The sequence below is a fragment of the Trinickia sp. EG282A genome (assembly GCF_040965455.1).
GTDB classification, from domain to species: domain Bacteria; phylum Pseudomonadota; class Gammaproteobacteria; order Burkholderiales; family Burkholderiaceae; genus Trinickia; species Trinickia symbiotica.
The window spans coordinates 768,572-786,944 of record NZ_JBFRCC010000001.1; the positions used below are offsets into that span (position 1 = coordinate 768,572).

14 protein-coding genes and 1 tRNA gene are annotated in these 18,373 nt (G+C 64.0%); 9 read left to right on the forward strand and 6 right to left on the reverse strand.

Going from position 1 to position 18,373, the window contains the following annotated elements; genetic code table 11:
• Positions 1 to 179: 179 nt before the first annotated feature.
• From AB4Y31_RS03485 to zwf, 3 genes are all read right to left on the reverse strand, one after another.
• Positions 180 to 2,102 (reverse strand): bifunctional transcriptional regulator/glucokinase, encoded by a 1,923-nt coding sequence (locus tag AB4Y31_RS03485; protein ID WP_368672727.1) that lies wholly within the window; start codon positions 2,100 to 2,102, stop codon positions 180 to 182.
• Positions 2,080 to 2,781 (reverse strand): 6-phosphogluconolactonase, encoded by a 702-nt coding sequence (gene pgl, locus AB4Y31_RS03490; protein WP_368672728.1) that lies wholly within the window; start codon positions 2,779 to 2,781, stop codon positions 2,080 to 2,082. Before pgl ends, AB4Y31_RS03485 begins: the two co-directional genes overlap by 23 nt.
• Before the next feature lie 99 nt (positions 2,782 to 2,880).
• On the reverse strand, positions 2,881 to 4,341 hold the full coding sequence (gene zwf, locus AB4Y31_RS03495) for a glucose-6-phosphate dehydrogenase (protein WP_368672729.1): 1,461 nt from the start codon (positions 4,339 to 4,341) through the stop codon (positions 2,881 to 2,883).
• A 667-nt stretch (positions 4,342 to 5,008) separates the two neighbouring features.
• Between zwf and AB4Y31_RS03500 the strand changes: the two genes are divergently transcribed.
• From AB4Y31_RS03500 to AB4Y31_RS03515, 4 genes are all read left to right on the forward strand, one after another.
• Complete coding sequence (locus tag AB4Y31_RS03500) at positions 5,009 to 6,274, forward strand: ABC transporter substrate-binding protein (RefSeq protein ID WP_368672730.1); 1,266 nt, start codon at positions 5,009 to 5,011, stop codon at positions 6,272 to 6,274.
• Between the two features lie 125 nt (positions 6,275 to 6,399).
• Entirely contained in the window at positions 6,400 to 7,341 is a 942-nt protein-coding gene (locus AB4Y31_RS03505; RefSeq protein ID WP_018440514.1) for a carbohydrate ABC transporter permease, read from the forward strand.
• Complete coding sequence (locus AB4Y31_RS03510; RefSeq protein ID WP_026229639.1) at positions 7,331 to 8,188, forward strand: carbohydrate ABC transporter permease; 858 nt, start codon at positions 7,331 to 7,333, stop codon at positions 8,186 to 8,188. Before AB4Y31_RS03505 ends, AB4Y31_RS03510 begins: the two co-directional genes overlap by 11 nt.
• A 92-nt stretch (positions 8,189 to 8,280) precedes the next feature.
• Positions 8,281 to 9,399, forward strand: a complete 1,119-nt coding sequence (locus AB4Y31_RS03515) for an ABC transporter ATP-binding protein (protein ID WP_368672731.1) — start codon at positions 8,281 to 8,283, stop codon at positions 9,397 to 9,399.
• Between the two features lie 45 nt (positions 9,400 to 9,444).
• Here the strand turns inward: AB4Y31_RS03515 and AB4Y31_RS03520 are convergent, their stop codons facing one another.
• The 3 genes from AB4Y31_RS03520 to trxB all read right to left on the reverse strand — a co-directional run bounded on the left by AB4Y31_RS03520 (position 9,445) and on the right by trxB (position 11,864).
• Positions 9,445 to 10,065, reverse strand: a complete 621-nt coding sequence (locus AB4Y31_RS03520; RefSeq protein WP_026229640.1) for a trimeric intracellular cation channel family protein — start codon at positions 10,063 to 10,065, stop codon at positions 9,445 to 9,447.
• Between the two features lie 12 nt (positions 10,066 to 10,077).
• Positions 10,078 to 10,794 carry a Smr/MutS family protein gene (locus AB4Y31_RS03525; RefSeq protein ID WP_368672732.1) on the reverse strand — a complete coding sequence of 239 codons (717 nt, stop codon included), beginning with the start codon at positions 10,792 to 10,794 and terminating at the stop codon, positions 10,078 to 10,080.
• A gap of 71 nt (positions 10,795 to 10,865) precedes the next feature.
• Positions 10,866 to 11,864, reverse strand: coding sequence for a thioredoxin-disulfide reductase (trxB, locus tag AB4Y31_RS03530; RefSeq protein ID WP_368672733.1), 999 nt, complete (start codon positions 11,862 to 11,864; stop codon positions 10,866 to 10,868).
• Positions 11,865 to 12,189: 325 nt separating this feature from the next.
• Here trxB and AB4Y31_RS03535 point away from each other — a divergent pair, with 325 nt between their 5' ends.
• The 5 genes from AB4Y31_RS03535 to AB4Y31_RS03555 all read left to right on the forward strand — a co-directional run bounded on the left by AB4Y31_RS03535 (position 12,190) and on the right by AB4Y31_RS03555 (position 18,309).
• Complete coding sequence (locus tag AB4Y31_RS03535; RefSeq protein WP_368672734.1) at positions 12,190 to 14,502, forward strand: DNA translocase FtsK; 2,313 nt, start codon at positions 12,190 to 12,192, stop codon at positions 14,500 to 14,502.
• Between the two features lie 65 nt (positions 14,503 to 14,567).
• Complete coding sequence (lolA, locus tag AB4Y31_RS03540; RefSeq protein ID WP_368672735.1) at positions 14,568 to 15,299, forward strand: outer membrane lipoprotein chaperone LolA; 732 nt, start codon at positions 14,568 to 14,570, stop codon at positions 15,297 to 15,299.
• A 4-nt stretch (positions 15,300 to 15,303) separates the two neighbouring features.
• Complete coding sequence (locus tag AB4Y31_RS03545) at positions 15,304 to 16,617, forward strand: replication-associated recombination protein A (protein ID WP_368672736.1); 1,314 nt, start codon at positions 15,304 to 15,306, stop codon at positions 16,615 to 16,617.
• A 113-nt stretch (positions 16,618 to 16,730) separates the two neighbouring features.
• Entirely contained in the window at positions 16,731 to 18,026 is a 1,296-nt protein-coding gene (gene serS / locus AB4Y31_RS03550) for a serine--tRNA ligase (protein ID WP_368672737.1), read from the forward strand.
• A 192-nt stretch (positions 18,027 to 18,218) separates the two neighbouring features.
• Positions 18,219 to 18,309 (forward strand) — tRNA-Ser (locus AB4Y31_RS03555).
• The last annotated feature ends 64 nt before the right edge of the window (positions 18,310 to 18,373 follow it).

The following is an 18,373-nucleotide window of genomic DNA, read 5'->3' on the forward strand; positions in this document are numbered from 1 at the left end:
TGACGCTTGGCTTTCAATGAAAGAGAACGCTTAAAACTCTAAAAATACCGTTGCGAGAACGCGACAAGAATCGGGACCGGATTCTTTGCCTGAGGCGGTGCGTGTGTCTTTTGCACTACGTTGGGGCAGGCGTTTTGCTGCATTGCACAACGGCGAAATCGCCCGCCCCGCGGCTTCGTTCAGTCCGTCGCTGACGACGCCGCGCCGTGGCTGAGCCAATCGAGCACGGCGACGGATTCGTCGGTGCCTGCCGCGCGGGCCTTGGCGACGGCCTTCGCGACGTCCGAGTTCGGTACGGCGCGCCGGATCGCGACGCCTACCGCCAGGATGTCGATCATGAGCAGGTGCAGAATGCGCGAGATCATCGATAGCTGCGATTCGCGAATCTCGATGTGGTCGGTCTCGAGTGCCACCGTCGCGCGTTTCGCGAGCGGGGTGTTGCTCGACGTAATGGCGATCACCTGCGCGCCGGCCTGCATGGCGACATCGAGCACGCGCAAAAGCTCGGGCGCGCGCCCCGACTTCGAGACGGCGACGATGACGTCCCCTTTGCCGAGGAGTGCCGCCGAGGCGGCCTGCATGTAAAGGTCGCCATAGGCGATCGTCGGAATGCCGAAGCGGAAGAACTTGTAGTGGGCGTCCTGCGCGACGATGTTCGAATTGCCGAGCCCGTAGAACTCGATGCGGCGCGCGCCATTCAGCAGGTCGATTGCGCGCTCGACGTGTTCGAAGTTCAGATGCTCGCGCAGCTGCAAAATCGCCGACACGGTGTTGTCGAGCACCTTCGCGCCAAAATCGGTTGCCGTGTCGCCGAGGTGAACCTGGCTGTGGCTGACCGGAATCGTGCCCGTGAGGCCGGTGGCGAGCTTCAGCTTGAAGTCCGATAGCCCCTGGCAGCCGAGCGAGCGGCAAAAGCGAATGACCGTGGGCTGGCTCACGTCAGCCTTGCGGGCGATATCGACGATCGGATCGCTGATGATCGAGCGCGGGTGGTTGAGCGCGAGATCGGCCACGCGCCGCTCGGCCGGCGTCAGTGCGTCGCGCATTTGTCGGATGCGCTCGAAGACGGCCGACGATCCGCCGCCGGTGCGGTTCGCCAGTTGCTCGGCCAGGATCGCCGATACGCCGAGGAACGCCGGATACTCGGCCGTGATGACGTAAGTCGGCACGTTGGCGAGGTAGGCCTCGAAGCGGCCTTTCGCCTCGAATCTGCGGCGGAACGACGAGCGCGCGAAAAAATCGCCGAGCTTAAGCACCACGCCGCCGCCGATGTAGATGCCGCCGAGGGCGCCGAGCGTCACGGCGATATTGCCGGCGAACGTGCCGAGAATGCCGCAGAAGCAATCGATGGCCTCGGCCGCGAGCGGTTCGCCCGCGAGCGCGCGATTGACGACGTCGGCCGGGTCCGCCGAGCCGGTGATACGCTTCTTGTCGCGCGCCGCCAGCGCGCGATAGATGAGCTCGATGCCGGGACCGGCCGCGACGCGCTCGAACGAGACGTGCGACCATTTTTTGCGCGCGAACTGGAGCACGAGATCCTCGCGCTCGTCGGACGGCGCGAAGCTTGCGTGGCCTCCCTCGCTGCCGAGCGCGATCCAGCGATCGTCCGCCGGGATGAGCCCGGAGACGCCGAGGCCCGTGCCGGGCCCGAGCAGCCCGATCACACTGTTCTGCCGGCGCGCCCCGCCGCCGATCTGCACGCGCTGCTGATCGGTCAGGCCGGGCAGGGCCATCGCGAGCGCCGTGAAGTCGTTGACGACGAGCAGCGTGTCGAAGCCGAGCGTGCGTCGCGTGGCCTCGATCGAGAAGGTCCAGTTGTGATTGGTCATGCTGACCTGATCGCCGTCCACTGGGTTCGCGATGGCGATTGCCGCATGATTGACGTGCCCGACCTTCGTATCCTTCAGGTACTTCTTGAGCACGTCCTCGACGCCGGGGTACTCGGCGCACGGATAGACGCGAATCTGCGAGATCTCGCCGGGGCCGGTTTCGAGCGCGAAGCGTGCGTTGGTGCCGCCGATGTCGGCGAGCAGCCGCGGACCGTCGGCGTGCTGACGGTTGCCGGAAAGAGGCATCGTTTTAGTTGGCACACCAGTAGACATCGAGTCTCACTCCCTTGTCGTTCGCCAGCTTCGAGATGGCGTTTTCTTGTGGTGCGGAGGCGGCGGCCTTCAGCACATCGAGCTTGCTCGGGCCGGCAATCAACAGGAAGAGCCTCGTAATGCGCGTGAGCGCGGCAAGCGAAAGGCTCACGCGTGCATGCGGCGCATTCCCCGGGTGGACGGCGACGAAGCGCGCGGCGGCCGGATCGATGATATGGAGCCACTCGGGCGCATCGGCGAAGAGCGACGCCGTGTGACCATCCTCTCCCATCCCGAGCACGGCGACGTCCGGCAGCGCGCGCGCCGGATCGGCGTTGAGCGCTGCAACGTTTGCCTCGAGCGTCGAAGCAACGTCGACGAGCGGGAAAAAGCGCGCGCCGCCCCCTGCCTTCGTGCCGTCGGCGAGCAGCGTCTCGCGCAAGAGCCGCGCGTTGCTGGCCTGATCCGTTGCGGGAACCCACCGATCGTCGACGAGCGTCACGTCGACGCGCGGCCAGTCGAGCGGCTCGTGCGCCAGCGTTTGCAGAAACGCGCGCGGGCTGGTTCCGCCGGATACAGCGAGCGTCGTGCGCGAGGCGCCGCCGGATGCGGCGAGCGATGCGTTGAGCGCATCGCCGACCGCTTTCGCCAGCGCGTCGCCCTGAGCGCGCGGGTCGTCAAAAGCGTGAAGCTCGATCACTTCTCCTCCAGACTGCTTCTCGAGTACTGCCCCAATGGACTTGTTCCTTTCCGCGCGGCGAGGCCAGCCAAAGGCGGGCCTCGCCGCGTCCGAACGTCGTCAGTTCTCTTCTTCAAGCCAGCAGGTGCCGTGCTGCGCGAGCATGGCACTCGCGGCCGCCGGTCCCCAGGTGCCGGCTGCGTAAGGCTTCGGCGGCTTCGTCGACGTCGCCCATTCGTTGAGTATCGGCTCCACCCACCGCCAGGCGGCTTCCTGCTCGTCGCGCCGCACGAACAGAGCGAGGCGGCCGTTGATCACGTCGAGCAGCAGCCGTTGGTATGCCTCCATCTGGCCTTCCTTGAAGAACTGATCGAAGGCAAGATCGAGGTGGACGCTCGCGAGATTCATCCCCTCGCCAGGCTGCTTCGCGAGACAATAAAGGCGGATCCATTCGTTCGGCTGCAGGCGGATGACGAGCCGGTTCGAGCCCGGACGCAGCGCCGGCGCGCCGAGCGCCGAATGGGGGACGGGGCGGAAGTTGACGACGATCTCGGCAATCCGGTCGGCCAGCCGCTTGCCCGTGCGCAGGAAGAACGGCACGCCGGACCACCGCCAGTTCTCGATCTCGGCCTTCAGCGCGACGAACGTTTCGGTCGTGCTCTGCGGCTTCACGCCGGGCTCCGTCGCATAGGCAGGCACCGACGAGCCCCGGATCACGCCCCCGTGATACTGTCCGCGCACGGCCACTTTCGAAATATCGCGCGAGTCGATCGGCTTCAACGCGCGCAGCACGCGCAGCTTCTCGTCGCGCACGGAATCGGAATCCATCGAATGGGGCGGCTCCATCGCGACGATCGAGAGCAACTGCAGAAGGTGGTTCTGCACCATGTCGCGCAACGCGCCCGTGTTGTCGTAGAAGTCGCCCCGCCCCTCGACGCCGAGCTCCTCGGCGATCGTGATCTGGATGCTCTCAACCCATTCGCGGCGCCAGAGCGGCTCGAAGAGCGCGTTGCCGAACCGCAGCGCGAGCAGATTCTGCACGGGCTCCTTGCCGAGGTAGTGGTCGATCCGGTAGATCTGCTCTTCGGCGAAGATCTCGCCGACGGCGTCGTTGATCGCGTTCGACGAGCGCAGATCGTAGCCGAGCGGTTTTTCGAGCACGATGCGCGAGTTCAGGTTCAGACCGACGGCGGAAAGCGCGCGGCAAATCGGGACGAACAGCGAGGGCCCCGTCGCCAGGTAAAACACGCGTATGCCTGCGTGTCCCTCGAGCGCATCGCGCAGCTTGACGAAGTCCTCCGACTTGCCGAGATCGAGCTTCACGTAGTCGATACGATCGATGAAGCGTTTCCAGACGGCCTCGTCGAAGCCGTTCTTCGAGACGTGCGCCTTGACGTTGGTGTTCATCCAGTCGAGGTAGCCGTTCAGATCGGCGGCGTGGCGTGCGACGGCGACGATCCTGCCTTGCTCTGACAGCATCCCGCCGCGATGGGCCTCGTAGAGCGCCGGCAGAATCTTTCTCATCGACAGATCGCCGGTCCCGCCGAAGAGAACGAAGGTAAAGCCTGAGTCGATTTGCATGGGTCTTGAGTCGAAAGTCGAGAGGAGGCCGGGTCGTGGGGCCGCGGCTGACTCATCGGGTTGCTGGATCGAACCTGGTCGTGCTCGGTCGTGTCTGCGCTGGTCGCTTGTCTCCGGTTCCATGTGCTCGCGCCGGGCGCGCGCCCGGCCTTGCCCGACGATCGCTCGACTTGTAGCGCGATAAAAATATTTTTGACACTGAATTGTAGTTTAACTACAATCCAAATCAAGAGGTAACGACGATTCGATGCAAAAAGCATGCGTTGCACCTTGGCGGTGCGGCTTCCCGCGTGCTTCGGGTTGAATCCGCATACGGTTTGTGCCGGCGCGTCGGCACGATGGTGTGGCATCGAACATTGAATGTTAGCAGCGCGGCAGTCCGCTTGCGGACCTGCGGCCTTGGCTTATGCCTCCCCGAGCTTTCCGCGCGACGCGGGTCGGGTCGAATCAAAACAGGAGACAGGCGTTGAGTTCCGAACCACTCATTTCCTGAAGAAGCGCTTTCGCGGCCGGGTGTGCCTTGGTCGAGCGCGCCGTACGGCACGCGCGCTCAGTGCATCGAGAGGCAGGCCTGGCCTTCCAGTGTTGTTCTGCTTGGCAACCATCGTTCCCCAACAACAAGAGCGGGGAGCATCGTTTCTCGGTTCAAATCCGGAGGAGATAAAGAATGAAAGTTCGCGCGATCATGGCGGCGCTCGCGGCCACGGGGCTCATGGTGGGTGCATCGGCTGCGCAGGCGGCCGGTGAATCCCTGGAGGTGCTGCACTGGTGGACGTCGGGCGGCGAGTCCAAAGCCATCGGCGTGCTGAAGGACGACATGACGAAGCAGGGCTACGCCTGGAAGGACTTCGCGGTCGCGGGCGGCGCCGGCGCGGCGGCCATGACGGCCCTGCGCTCGCAGGTGATTGCCGGCAACCCGCCGTCGGCCGCCCAGATCAAGGGCCCGCTGATCAAGGAATGGGCTGATCAGGACGTGCTCGTCGATATCAATTCCGCCGCGAAGAACGAGAACTGGCAGAAGAACCTGCCGCCCGAGATCGACACGATCATGCGCGCGGGCAAGAAGGACGGCGACTACTATGCCGCCCCGTTCTCGGTGCACCGCGTGAACTGGCTCTACATCAACAAGGCAGCGCTCGACAAGGCGGGCGGCAAGGTGCCGACGAGCTGGGACGAATTCTTCCAAGTCGCGGACAAGATGAAGGCCGCAGGGATCATGCCGATCGCCATGGGCGGGCAGCCGTGGCAGGATCTCACGCTGTGGGAAGACGTGGTGCTCTCGCAAGGCGCCTCTTTCTACAAGAAGGCGATCGTCGATCTCGACCAAGCCACGCTGACGGGCCCGCAAATGCACAAGGTCTTCGATACAGTCCGCAAGATTCAGGGCTACTTCGACGCCGGCCGCAACGGGCGTGACTGGAACCTCGCAACGGCCATGGTCATCAACAACAAGGCCGGCATGCAGTTCATGGGCGATTGGGCGAAGGGCGAGTTCGCGAACGCGAACAAGAAGGCGGGCGTCGATTACGTCTGCGCGCCCGTGCCGGGCACCGACAAGGCCTACACGTTCAACGTCGATTCGTTCGTCTTCTTCAAGGAAAAGGGTCAGGACAAGGCGACGCCGGGTCAGCTCGCCCTGGCCAAGACGATCATGAGCCCCGCGTTCCAGGAGCAGTTCAGCCTCTACAAGGGCTCGATCCCGGTGCGCCTCGGCGTGTCGATGGCGAAGTTCGACGATTGCGCGAAGAAGTCGTACGACGATGAGCAGAAGGCGCTTAAGGCGGGCGGTTACGTTCCGTCGCTCGCGCACGGCATGGCGCAGTCCGACGCTGTCGCGGGCGCGATCACGGACGTCGTGACGAAGTTCATGAACTCGAACGAGTCGACGGACGACGCCATCAAGGCGCTCGCCAACGCCGCCAAGACGAAGTAATCGAAATCGGGGAATCCGGCGACGCATTGCACCGCGTTGCCGCCCGCATTACCGATGACGCCCGTCCCCCCGAGCGAGATTCGCTTCGAAGGAGCGGGCGGCAGGCAAGAATTAGGAGTCGAGTTGTGCATGCCTCTCTAAGCGGCAAGGGCAACGAAGTCGCGCCCGCACCCCATCGCACGTCGTCGTTCGCGGCGCTCGCCGATCGCTGGGTTCCCAAGCTCGTGTTGTCTCCGAGCCTCTTGATCAGCCTTGTTTTCGTCTACGGTTTCATCGCCGTGACGGGCTACATGTCTTTTTCGAAGTCGCGACTGATGCCGAACTTCAAGTTCGCCGGCATCGACCGCTATGTCGAGCTGTTCCATAACGATGTCTGGTGGACCTCCGCGAAGAACCTCGGCTGGTTCGCGATCCCGTTCATCGCCATCTGCGTCGCGCTGGGTCTGCTGCTCGCGATCCTGCTCGATCAAAAGATTCGCAACGAAGGCGCGCTGCGCGCCATCTTCCTCTACCCGATGGCGCTGTCGTACATCGTGACGGGCACGGCCTGGCAATGGATTCTGAATCCCGGGCTGGGGATCGAGAAGATCATGCAGGACTGGGGCTGGACGAGCTTTTCGTTCAACTGGCTCGGCGATCCCGACAAAGCGATCTTCTGCATCGTGATCGCCGCCGTCTGGCAATCGACGGGCTTCTGCATGGCGCTGTTCCTCGCCGGTCTGCGGGGCGTCGACGCCGAGATCTTCAAGGCGGCGCAAGTCGACGGTGCGACGTTGCCGACCATCTATCGCAAGATCGTGATCCCGAGCATGCGCCCGGTCTTCTTCTCGGTGCTGCTGATTCTCTGCCATATCGCGATCAAGACGTTCGACCTCGTCGTCGCTTTGACGGCAGGCGGCCCCGGCAATTCGTCCTCGCTGCCCGCCATCTTCATGTATGTGTTTTCGTTCAACCGCGGGCAGCTTGGCGTCGGCGCGGCTTCGTCGATGATGATGCTCGCCACTGTAGTCGCGGTTTTGGTACCGCTCATGTATATGGAATCGAGGAGCACCCGCAATGCAGCCTAAGATGACTGTGAGCCGTGCCGTCATCTATGCGGCGCTCGTGCTCTTTGCGCTTTACTTCCTGTTCCCGATCTACGTCATGCTGTCGACGTCGTTCAAGGACATCGACGAACTTCGCACGGGCAATCTACTGACCGCGCCCACGCACTGGACTTTCGCGCCCTGGATCAAGGCCTGGAGTCAGGCCTGCACGGGTGTGCGCTGCGAAGGCATGCAGCCGTTCTTCCTGAACTCGGTTCGCATGGTGATTCCGGCCGTCCTGATCTCGTCGATCATCGGCGCGTTCAATGGCTATGTCCTCACGCACTGGCGCTTTCGCGGCGCCGATGCGCTCTTCACGATGCTGCTCGTCGGCTGCTTCATTCCGTTCCAGACGGTGCTGCTGCCGATGGCGCGACTGCTCGGCAGCGTCGGCCTCTCGAATACGATTACCGGCCTCGTGTTCGTGCACGTCGTCTATGGCATTGCTTTTACGACGATGTTCTTCCGCAACTTCTACGTCGGCGTGCCGGCCGAGCTCGTCAAGGCCGCGCGCATCGACGGCGCGGGATTCTTCACGATCTTCTTGCGCATCCTGCTGCCTGTGTCGTTGCCGATCTTCATGGTCTGCGTCATCTGGCAGTTCACGCAGATCTGGAACGACTTCCTGTTCGGGATCGTCTTCGCCGGTGTCGATTCGATGCCGATCACGGTGGCGCTGAACAACCTCGTCAATACGTCGACGGGCGTCAAGGAATACAACGTCGACATGGCCGGCGCGATCATCGCGGCATTGCCGACATTGTTGGTCTACGTGATCGCGGGGCGCTACTTCGTGCGCGGGCTGACGGCCGGCGCGGTGAAGGGGTAGGGCTCATACGTGTTCCGCCGGACACCGGCTAACGGACGCAACGAGCAGCAACGCATACGCGCAAGCTGCATGGCAGATTAAGGAATATCAGCATGGCAAGCCTTTCTATCCGCGACGTTTACAAGACCTACCCGAACGGCGTGCCCGTTTTGAAGGGGGTCGACATCGATATCGAGGACGGCCAGTTCCTCATTCTCGTAGGCGGTTCGGGTTGCGGGAAGTCGACGCTGCTCAACATGATCGCCGGCCTCGAATCGGTCACGAAGGGTGAGATCCGCATCGACGATCGCGTCGTCAACGATCTTTCGCCGAAGGATCGCGACATCGCGATGGTGTTCCAGTCGTACGCGCTCTATCCGTCGATGACGGTGCGCGAGAACATCTCGTTCGGGCTCAACATCCGCAAGGTGCCGAAGCGCGAGCAGCAGACGATCGTCGAGCGCGTCTCCAAGCTGCTGCAAATCGATCATCTGCTCGATCGCAAGCCGGGCCAGCTCTCGGGCGGTCAGCGCCAGCGCGTCGCGATGGGGCGAGCGCTCGCGCGCGATCCCGTCATGTTCCTGTTCGATGAGCCCTTGTCGAACCTCGACGCGAAACTGCGCATCGAGATGCGTTCGGAAATCAAGCTGCTTCATCAACGTCTCGGCACGACGATCGTCTATGTGACGCACGATCAGATCGAGGCGATGACGCTCGGCGATCGCATCGCCGTGATGAAGGACGGCATCGTCCAGCAATTCGGCGCGCCGCAGGAAATCTACGATTCGCCTTCGAACCTCTTCGTGGCCGGATTCATCGGCGCACCGCCGATGAACTTCATCGAGGGTAAGCTCGTCGAGCAGGGGGCAGGCGTCGGCATCGAGATCGATACGGGCGTCACGCGCCGTGCACTCAACTTGCCGTTCAACGCCAATCGCCTGAATGGCTCGCTCGGACAAAACGTCATTCTCGGACTGCGCCCGGAACGGATCACCGATGCGCGCAGCGCGCACAACGGCCACAGCGACGCTTTGCAGCAGATCGACGTGAAGGTCGACGTGATCGAGCCGACGGGTCCCGATACGCTCGTCTTTGCGCAAGTGAACGGCAAACGCACCGTGAGCCGTGTGCATCCGGCATCGAACCCGCAGCCAGAGCAAAAAATGCCGCTGCTGTTCGATGTCTCGAAGGCCGTCCTCTTCGACCCGGCCACCGAGGCGCGCATCGCCTGAGCGAGCTGGCCGGTCCTAAGCCGGACGTCGCTGCGTCTGCCGCTTTCAATGCGGCAGGCGCACATCGAGCTTGAATGTCACGAGCCGTGCGACGAGGATGAAAACGGTCGCGACGATGACGCTGTAGACCGGATCGACCGCGAGCCACGCGAGCAACAAATAAAGCCAGCAGCCGACGAGCGCGCAGGTTGCATAGGGACGCGAGTCCCGCAGGATCAGCGGCATTTCGTTGCACAGCACGTCTCGTATCACGCCGCCGAATACGCCCGTCACCACGCCCATCAGCGCCGCGATGAACCAGGGCATGCCGGCATCGAGCGCGATCGACGTCCCCGAAATGCTGAACAGGCCGAGCCCGACCGCATCGGCCACGAGCAGCGCCCGCTCGGAAAAGACGCGCGATGCCATCCGCAAGACGAAGGGCGCCACGAACGACATCGCAAAGATCGCGATGACATAAGTTTCGTGCTCGACCCAATAAAACGGCCGATGCCCCAGCAGCACATCGCGCACGGTGCCCCCGCCGAATGCGGTCACGAGCGCGACGAGAAACGTGCCGACGGCGTCGAGCCGTCGACGGCGTGCTTCGATGAATCCCGAGAATGCATAGGCGAAGATGGCAAGCCCCTCTATGACGGAGAGGGCAAATGTCAGCCGCGGGTGCACAGGCGTCATTCTTCAGCCGCGAGGCGCGGCCTGTGCCGCGCGCGGCTGCAGCAGGACGAGCACCGCGCCCGCGCCGCCGTCGTGCGGCCGCGCCTGACAAAAGGCGATGACTTCCGCTTTCTGCACGAGCCAGGAGCGCACCTTGCCTTTCAGCACCGGCTCCTTTCCGATCGAGCCCAACCCCTTGCCGTGGATCACGCGCACGCAGCGCAAACCGCGCTTGACCGCGTCGCGAATGAACACGGCGAGCGCTTCGCGCGCCTCCTCCCGGCGCAAGCCGTGCAGGTCGAGCTGATCCTGCACGATCCAATGGCCGCGCCTGAGCTTGCGCACGACTTCGTGGCCGATGCCGGGGCGACAGTAGGAAAGCGTTTCGTCGGTATCGAGCAACACCTCGGGGTCGAATTCGTCCGAGATCGCTTCGTCGAGTACCGCCCGCTCGTCGCGCTGCGTCTGGATCGGCAGCGCGGGCGGCGGGGTTCGGCCGTGCTCCGCGCGTGGCGGTGCCGCGAGCGGTGCCACGTCGCCGATTTCGCGGCGAAAGAGGTCGGCGTCGGCCGCCGCCTCGCGGGCCGCCTTGGCCGCGGCGATGCGAGCGCGCTCGCGTTCGGCCGCGCTCTCTTTCAGGGCGTCCCGCAAAGCGGCGAGATCGGACAATCCGGTTCCGCGCGTGCCGCGTTCCGCGCTCGCGGGCTTCGTGCCGCCCGGATGCAATCGGTGTTTCGACATGGTTTCGCCACAACTGACTCGCGCGTCGCGCTCAGAGACGGAGCGCGACGCCCATACTACGCAAGCGCGTTTCAGCAACGATCGGCTTCGTGGCTCATCACTCGCTCTTGATGCACCTCGTGGATGCTCTCGAGATAGCGCTGCGCGTCGAGCGCGGCCATGCAGCCCGTGCCCGCGCTCGTGATCGCCTGGCGATACACGTGGTCCTGCACGTCGCCGGCCGCGAAAACGCCCGGGATGCTCGTGGCCGTTGCGTTGCCGTTCAAGCCGCCGTTCGTGATGATGTAGCCGTTTTTCATTTCGAGCTGGCCGGCGAAGATGTCGGTATTCGGCTTGTGCCCGATCGCGACGAAGAGGCCTTGCAGCGCGACATCGGTCGTGACGCCTGTTTGCGTGTGCTTGATCCGCACGCCCGTTACGCCCGAATCGTCGCCCTTCACCTCGTCGAGCACATGGTTCCACTTGATCTCGACGACGCCTTCCTTTTCCTTCGCGAGCAGACGGTCGATGAGGATCGGCTCGGCGCGGAACTTGTCGCGCCGATGGACGACCGTGACCTTGTTCGCGATCCCCGCGAGGTAGAGCGCTTCCTCGACGGCCGTATTGCCGCCGCCGACCACGGCCACGTGCTGCTGCTTGTAGAAGAAGCCGTCGCAGGTGGCGCAGGCCGACACGCCGCGGCCCATGAACGCCTCCTCGGACGGCAACCCCAGATATTGCGCCGAGGCGCCCGTGGCGATGATCAGCGCGTCGCAGGTGTATTCGCCCGAATCGCCGATGAGCCTGAGCGGCCGCTCGTTCAGCTTCGCGGTGTGGATGTGATCGAAGACGATCTCCGTCTTGAAGCGTTCGGCGTGTTCGAGAAAGCGCTGCATCAGCTCGGGGCCCTGAACGCCGTTCGCGTCCGCCGGCCAGTTTTCGACGTCGGTCGTCGTCATCAGCTGACCGCCTTGCGCCAGGCCCGTGATGAGAAGCGGCGACAGGTTGGCGCGCGCGGCGTACACGGCGGCCGTGTAGCCGGCGGGGCCGGAACCGAGGATGAGCACTTTGGCGTGTTTGCGCGTGGACATGGTCTTGATCCTAAGAAATGCTTTGAGCAGCAACCGATCGGCCGGACGTCGAGCGCGGGTTCTCGCGAACGACTCGGGGGACTACGGCCGTAGGTGGGGCGTACCCGCGCATTATAAAGGGGCCTGCCGGACGCTGCCGCCTGGGCTTTTTCTATCGCGGCGATAGCCTGGTATATCGGTATCCAAGAGCGGTGGGCACGCGTTGCATGGAACGCACGTTACCGTCATTTACAGCGCGGGGCACAACGCAGCGTTTACAATAGGCCGCATCCTACGATCGGGGCGACGGCGCACTCCGGCGCGCCCGCCAAGCCTTTACGGATTCATGGCCAAAGCTCCTTATTCCGCGCACACGCAAGCGTTGCCGCATCGCATGTCGCGTCTTTTCACCGAGATTCGCTGGATCTTGCAGGTCGCGCTCTGCGTGTTCCTCGTGATGGCGCTCGTCAGCTACAGCCGCCGCGATCCGAGCTGGACGCACGCGGCGCAGGTCGACCATATCGCGAATTGGGCGGGCCGCGTCGGCGCCTGGTCGTCGGACATCCTGCTGCTGCTGTTCGGCCTTTCCGCCTACTGGTGGGTGGTGCTGCTCGCGCGGCGCATCGCCGCCAACTACCGGCTTCTGACGCGCCACGCGGAAGCCCAGGAGCAAGCGCCGCGCGACTCGTGGCTCGCCGACGCGCTGGCGTTCGCGCTCGTGCTGCTCGCTTGCGACGGCATCGAGGCGCTCCGGATGTGGTCGCTGCGCGTGCAGTTGCCGCGCGCGCCGGGCGGCATCGTCGGCGACGCCGTCGCGCGCGGCGTATCCCACGCGCTCGGCTTCACGGGCGGCACGCTCGCGTTGCTGATCGGGCTGGCCATCGGCTTGTCGCTCTATTTCCGGTTTTCGTGGCTGTCGGTGGCCGAGCGCGTCGGCGACAAGCTGATTTCGGCCGTCACGCTCGCGAAGCTGCGCCGCGAGGCCGGCCGGGATCGCAAGGCGGGCGTCGAGGCGGCCGTCAAGCGCGAGGGCAAGGTCGAGCAAAGCCGCGTGCGGCTCGAGGAGCATGAGCCGGTGACGATCGTGCCGCCCGTCGTTGCGCCGGCCAAGTCCGAGCGCGTCGAAAAGGAAAAGCAGGTGCCGCTGTTCGCGGACCTGCCCGGCGACACGACGCTGCCGCCGATCGCGTTGCTCGATGCCGCGCCGGCCGTGCAGGAAACGGTATCGGCCGACACGCTGGAGTTCACTTCACGCCTCATCGAAAAGAAGCTCAAGGATTTCGGCGTCGACGTGAGCGTCGTGGCCGCTTATCCGGGGCCTGTCGTCACCCGCTACGAGATCGAGCCGGCCACCGGCGTAAAGGGCAGCCAGATCGTCAATCTCGCCAAGGATCTTGCGCGCTCGCTGTCGCTTGTCTCGATCCGCGTCGTCGAGACGATTCCGGGCAAGAACTTCATGGCGCTCGAGCTGCCGAACCAACGGCGTCAGACCGTGCGGCTTTCGGAAATCCTCGGCTCCGAGGTCTATGCCGACGCAGGCTCGAAGCTGACGATCGGCCTCGGCAAGGACATCGGCGGCAAGCCCGTGTGCGCCGATCTCGCGAAGATGCCGCACCTTCTCGTGGCCGGTACGACGGGCTCGGGCAAGTCGGTTGGGATCAACGCGATGATCCTTTCGCTCGTCTACAAGGCGAGCGCCGAGCAGGTCCGGATGATTCTCATCGATCCGAAGATGCTTGAGATGAGCGTCTACGAGGGCATCCCGCATCTGCTGTGCCCTGTCGTCACCGATATGCGGCAGGCGGGCCACGCGCTCAACTGGACCGTCGGCGAGATGGAGCGACGCTACAAGCTGATGAGCAAGCTCGGTGTGCGCAATCTGGCGAGCTACAACAACAAGATCGAGGAAGCGGCCAAGCGCGACGAGAAGCTGCCCAATCCGTTCAGTCTCACGCCCGACGATCCCGAGCCGCTCACGCGGTTGCCCAACATCGTCGTCGTCATCGACGAGCTGGCCGACTTGATGATGGTCGTCGGCAAGAAAGTCGAAGAGCTCATCGCCCGCATCGCGCAAAAGGCGCGCGCGGCCGGCATCCACCTGATCCTCGCGACGCAGCGGCCGTCGGTCGACGTGATCACGGGCCTCATCAAGGCGAACGTGCCGACGCGAATCGCCTTCCAGGTGTCTTCGAAGATCGATTCGCGCACCATCCTCGATCAGCAGGGCGCCGAATCGCTGCTCGGCATGGGCGACATGCTCTATCTGCCGCCCGGAACGGGCTTGCCTGTGCGCGTGCATGGCGCCTTCGTATCGGACGACGAGGTCCATCGCGTCGTCGAAAAGCTGAAGGAGCAGGGCGAGCCGAATTACATCGAAGGCATTCTCGAAGGCGGGATCGCGGGCGAGGGCGACGAAGGGTCGGCGGACGGAGCGGGCGGGGCGGCGAGCGGCGGCGAGGCCGATCCGCTTTACGATCAGGCCGTCGAGATTGTGGTCAAGCATCGGCGCGCGTCGATCTCGCTCGTGCAGCGGCATTTGCGCATCGGCTATAACCGCGCCGCGCGGCTGCTCGAGCAAATGGAGCAGTCAGGGCTCGTTTCGGCGATGTCGTCCAACGGCAATCGCGAGATTCTCGTGCCGGTGCGCGAGAGCGACTAGCCCGGCCACACAGTCCCCGCGGCAGAATGTCGTCGGCGGCGAGTTCATCACGGAGAAAAACTGATATGCAGCATCCTCTCAGCCGTCATGCCCCCGGTTCTTTTTCGTTCGGGGGCGGCGGCCTCGCCCGCGCCGGCTCGGCGGGCCGACGCTTCATTGCGGCACTGCTCGGCGCAGCGCTCGTTGTCGCCGCGCCGGTCGCGTTCGCGAGCGGTACCGAGCAACTGAAAGCGTTCGTCACGCAGGTGCACTCGGCGCGCGGCGACTTCGTGCAAAAAGAAATCAAGGCGCCTTCGAAGGCGCAGACCCCGAATGGCATGGCGCAACCGAGCGTCAGCGGCACGTCCAGCGGGACTTTCGTTTTCTCGCGCCCGGGCAAATTTATCTGGACCTATGAGAAGCCCTATGAGCAGGTGCTCCAGGCCGACGGCGAGAACCTCTACGTCTATGACAAGGACTTGAACCAGGTCACCGTTCGCAAGCTCGGCGGCGCGCTCGGCGCGAGCCCGGCGGCGATCCTCTTCGGCAGCAACGATCTCGAGCAGAACTTCACGCTGCGCGATGCCGGTGTGAAAGGCGGCATCGACTGGCTCGAGCTGACCCCGAAGGCACACGACACGCAATTCGAGCGCGTCGGCATCGGCTTTCGCGACGGCAATCTGGAGGCGATGGAACTGCACGACGTATTCGGCAACGTGACGCTGCTCACGTTCTCGAACATCCAGAAGAACCCGCCGTTGAAGCCCGACGCGTTCAAGTTCGCGGTGCCGAAAGGTGCCGACGTCATCAACGGGTAACGCCATGTTCGAAGAGCCCCGCGGCAATGTACCGCTCGCCGAGCGGTTGAGGCCGCGCACGATCGACGAGGTGATCGGCCAGAAGCATCTGCTCGGGCCGATGAAGCCGTTGCGCGTCGCGTTCGAATCGGGCGAGCCGCATTCGATGATTCTTTGGGGGCCGCCCGGGGTCGGCAAGACCACGCTGGCGCGGCTCATGGCGAATGCGTTCGATGCCGAATTCATCGCGCTCTCGGCGGTGCTGTCGGGCGTGAAGGACATTCGGGAGGCCGTCGAGCTCGCACAGGCGCATCGCGCGCATGGCCGCCGCACGCTCGTGTTCGTCGACGAAGTGCATCGTTTCAACAAGAGCCAGCAGGACGCGTTTTTGCCGCACGTCGAGTCGGGGCTGTTCGTCTTCATCGGAGCGACCACGGAGAACCCGTCGTTCGAGGTCAACAGTGCGTTGTTGTCGCGCGCGGCCGTCTACGTGCTCAAGAGCCTCGACGACGACGAGCAGCACGAGCTGCTCGAGCGGGCGCTGACCGAGCTCGGGGGATTGCGCGTCACTGAAGAGGCCAAGCAGGTGCTGATCGGCGCAGCGGACGGCGACGGCCGCAAGCTGCTGAACAACGTCGAGATCGCCGTTCGCGCGGCGGCGGCACGCAAGGCGGACGAGATCGACGGCGAGCTGATCGCGAGCGCGCTGACTGAAAACCTGCGTCGCTTCGACAAGGGCGGTGATGCGTTCTACGATCAGATCAGCGCCTTGCACAAGTCGGTTCGCGGCAGCAATCCGGATGGCGCCCTCTATTGGTTTTGCCGCATGCTCGATGGCGGCGCGGACCCGCGTTATCTCGCGCGCCGCCTCGTCCGGATGGCCTGGGAGGACATTGGACTGGCCGATCCGCGCGCGGCACGCATCGCGCTCGACGCCGCCGAAACCTACGAGCGCCTCGGCACGCCGGAGGGCGAACTCGCGCTCGCTCAGGCGGTGATTTATCTGGCGGTCGCGCCCAAGTCGAATGCGGGCTATGCCGCGTACAACGAGGCGCGCGCGTTCGTCGGCAAGGACCGCTCGCGCGGCGTGCCCGTTCATCTGCGCAACGCGCCGACGAAGCTGATGGAATCGCTCGGCTACGGCCGCGAGTACCGCTACGCGCACGACGAGCCCGACGCGTATGCGGCCGGCGAGACCTACCTGCCCGACGGCATGCGCGAGCCGCATTGGTACCGCCCGACGCCACGAGGGCTCGAGGGCAAGATCGGCGAAAAGCTCGCGCGGCTCGCCGAGCTCGATGCCGCGTGGCGCGAAGCGCACAAGTCCAAGGGCGACTGACCAATCCGGGGGAACGAAGGGCCGCCGAACCGGCCATTTCCCAAGGGCGGGCGGGGGGTGCCTTACCGGTGCGCTAAAATCGCCTCCTTACTCCACGACACACGCTTTTTCTCATGCTCGACATCCAGTTGCTGCGCAAAGACCTCGAAGGAGTCGCGAAGCGCCTTGCCGCGCGCGGCTATATGCTCGACGTCGCGGCCTTCTCGGCGCTCGAGGCCGAACGCCGGGCCATTCAGACTCGCACCGAAGAATTGCAGGCGCGCCGCAATAGTCTGTCGAAGCAGATTGGCGCGATGAAGGGGCGCGGTGAAGACACTTCGGCATTGATGGCGGAAGTGAGCGGCATAGGCGACGAGATGAAGGCTTCGGCGGCTCAGCTCGATGACGTGCAGGCACGCGTATCGAAACTCATGCTCGAAATGCCGAATCTGCCGCACGAGAGCGTCCCGCTCGGCGATGACGAGAGCGGCAATGTCGAAGTGCGCCGCTGGGGCACGCCGCGCCAGTTCGATTTCGAAGTAAAGGATCACGTCGATGTCGGCACGCCGCTCGGCCTCGACTTCGAGACCGGCGCGAAGCTTGCCGGTGCGCGGTTCACGATGCTGCGCGGCGCGATGGCGCGTCTGCATCGCGCGCTTGCGCAGTTCATGCTCGATACGCATACGCAGCAGCATGGCTATACCGAGATCTATACGCCGTACATCGTCAATCCCGAGATCCTCTACGGTACCGGCCAGCTTCCTAAGTTCGCCGACGACATGTTTCGCGTCGAAAAGGGTGGCGGCGAGAACGTCATCACGCAGTACCTCATTTCGACGTCCGAAATTTCGCTGACGAACACGGTGCGCGAGAGCATTCTCGACGGTGAGGCATTGCCGGTGAAGCTCACGGCACATTCGCCGTGCTTTCGATCGGAGGCGGGATCGTATGGTCGAGACACGCGAGGCATGATTCGGCAACATCAATTCGACAAGGTCGAGATGGTGCAGATCGTTGCGCCTGACGCGTCGTACGAGGCGCTCGAGCAGATGGTCACGCATGCCGAGGCGATCCTGCAAAAGCTGGAGTTGCCGTATCGCGTGATCACGCTTTGTACCGGCGATATGGGCTTTTCGGCGGCAAAAACCTATGACCTCGAAGTCTGGTTGCCCGCGCAGAACACCTATCGCGAGATCTCGAGCTGCTCGAATACCGAGGCGTTCCAAGCGCGCCGCATGCAGGCGCGTTTCCGCAACGCGCAGGGCAAGCCGGAGCTCGTGCATACGCTGAACGGTTCGGGGCTCGCGGTGGGGCGCACGCTCGTCGCCGTGCTCGAGAACTTCCAGAATGCGGACGGATCGGTCACGGTGCCAACGGCGTTGCGCCCTTATCTTGGTGGCGTGGAACGAATCGGGCCTGCTGCACTTTGAGACTCGCAGCACCGCGGGCGCTTTGATCCGCGCCTGCACTTCCATCTCGTCTTGCAAAAAGGTCTTGGAATGTCCTGTTGGATGTTCTATAATCTTCGCTTCGCCAAACAGCGACCAGCTTGGTGAACACTGGGTGGAGCGGTGTGCGCACGACGTCTATTGACGTGCGACGCAAGCGCGACATCCGAAAAAGGAAAGGTGGCAGAGTGGTCGAATGCGCCGGACTCGAAATCCGGTGTACGGTTATACCGTACCGTGGGTTCGAATCCCACCCTTTCCGCCAGGATTAGCGAGAGCCCCGTAAGTCATCGATTTGCGGGGCTTTTTTGCGTCCGGCCTATCGTCGT

What these genes read in the sequence shown, in the direction of transcription:
- AB4Y31_RS03515 (WP_368672731.1), top strand. Translation starts at nt 8,281, where the DNA reads ATGGCAAGCCTTTCTATCCGCGACGTTTACAAGACCTACCCGAACGGC.
- lolA (WP_368672735.1), top strand. Translation starts at nt 14,568, where the DNA reads ATGCAGCATCCTCTCAGCCGTCATGCCCCCGGTTCTTTTTCGTTCGGG.
- AB4Y31_RS03525 (WP_368672732.1), bottom strand. Translation starts at nt 10,794, where the DNA reads ATGTCGAAACACCGATTGCATCCGGGCGGCACGAAGCCCGCGAGCGCG.
- AB4Y31_RS03535 (WP_368672734.1), top strand. Translation starts at nt 12,190, where the DNA reads ATGGCCAAAGCTCCTTATTCCGCGCACACGCAAGCGTTGCCGCATCGC.
- serS (WP_368672737.1), top strand. Translation starts at nt 16,731, where the DNA reads ATGCTCGACATCCAGTTGCTGCGCAAAGACCTCGAAGGAGTCGCGAAG.
- trxB (WP_368672733.1), bottom strand. Translation starts at nt 11,864, where the DNA reads ATGTCCACGCGCAAACACGCCAAAGTGCTCATCCTCGGTTCCGGCCCC.
- AB4Y31_RS03500 (WP_368672730.1), top strand. Translation starts at nt 5,009, where the DNA reads ATGAAAGTTCGCGCGATCATGGCGGCGCTCGCGGCCACGGGGCTCATG.
- AB4Y31_RS03545 (WP_368672736.1), top strand. Translation starts at nt 15,304, where the DNA reads ATGTTCGAAGAGCCCCGCGGCAATGTACCGCTCGCCGAGCGGTTGAGG.
- zwf (WP_368672729.1), bottom strand. Translation starts at nt 4,341, where the DNA reads ATGCAAATCGACTCAGGCTTTACCTTCGTTCTCTTCGGCGGGACCGGC.
- AB4Y31_RS03485 (WP_368672727.1), bottom strand. Translation starts at nt 2,102, where the DNA reads ATGTCTACTGGTGTGCCAACTAAAACGATGCCTCTTTCCGGCAACCGT.
- AB4Y31_RS03510 (WP_026229639.1), top strand. Translation starts at nt 7,331, where the DNA reads ATGCAGCCTAAGATGACTGTGAGCCGTGCCGTCATCTATGCGGCGCTC.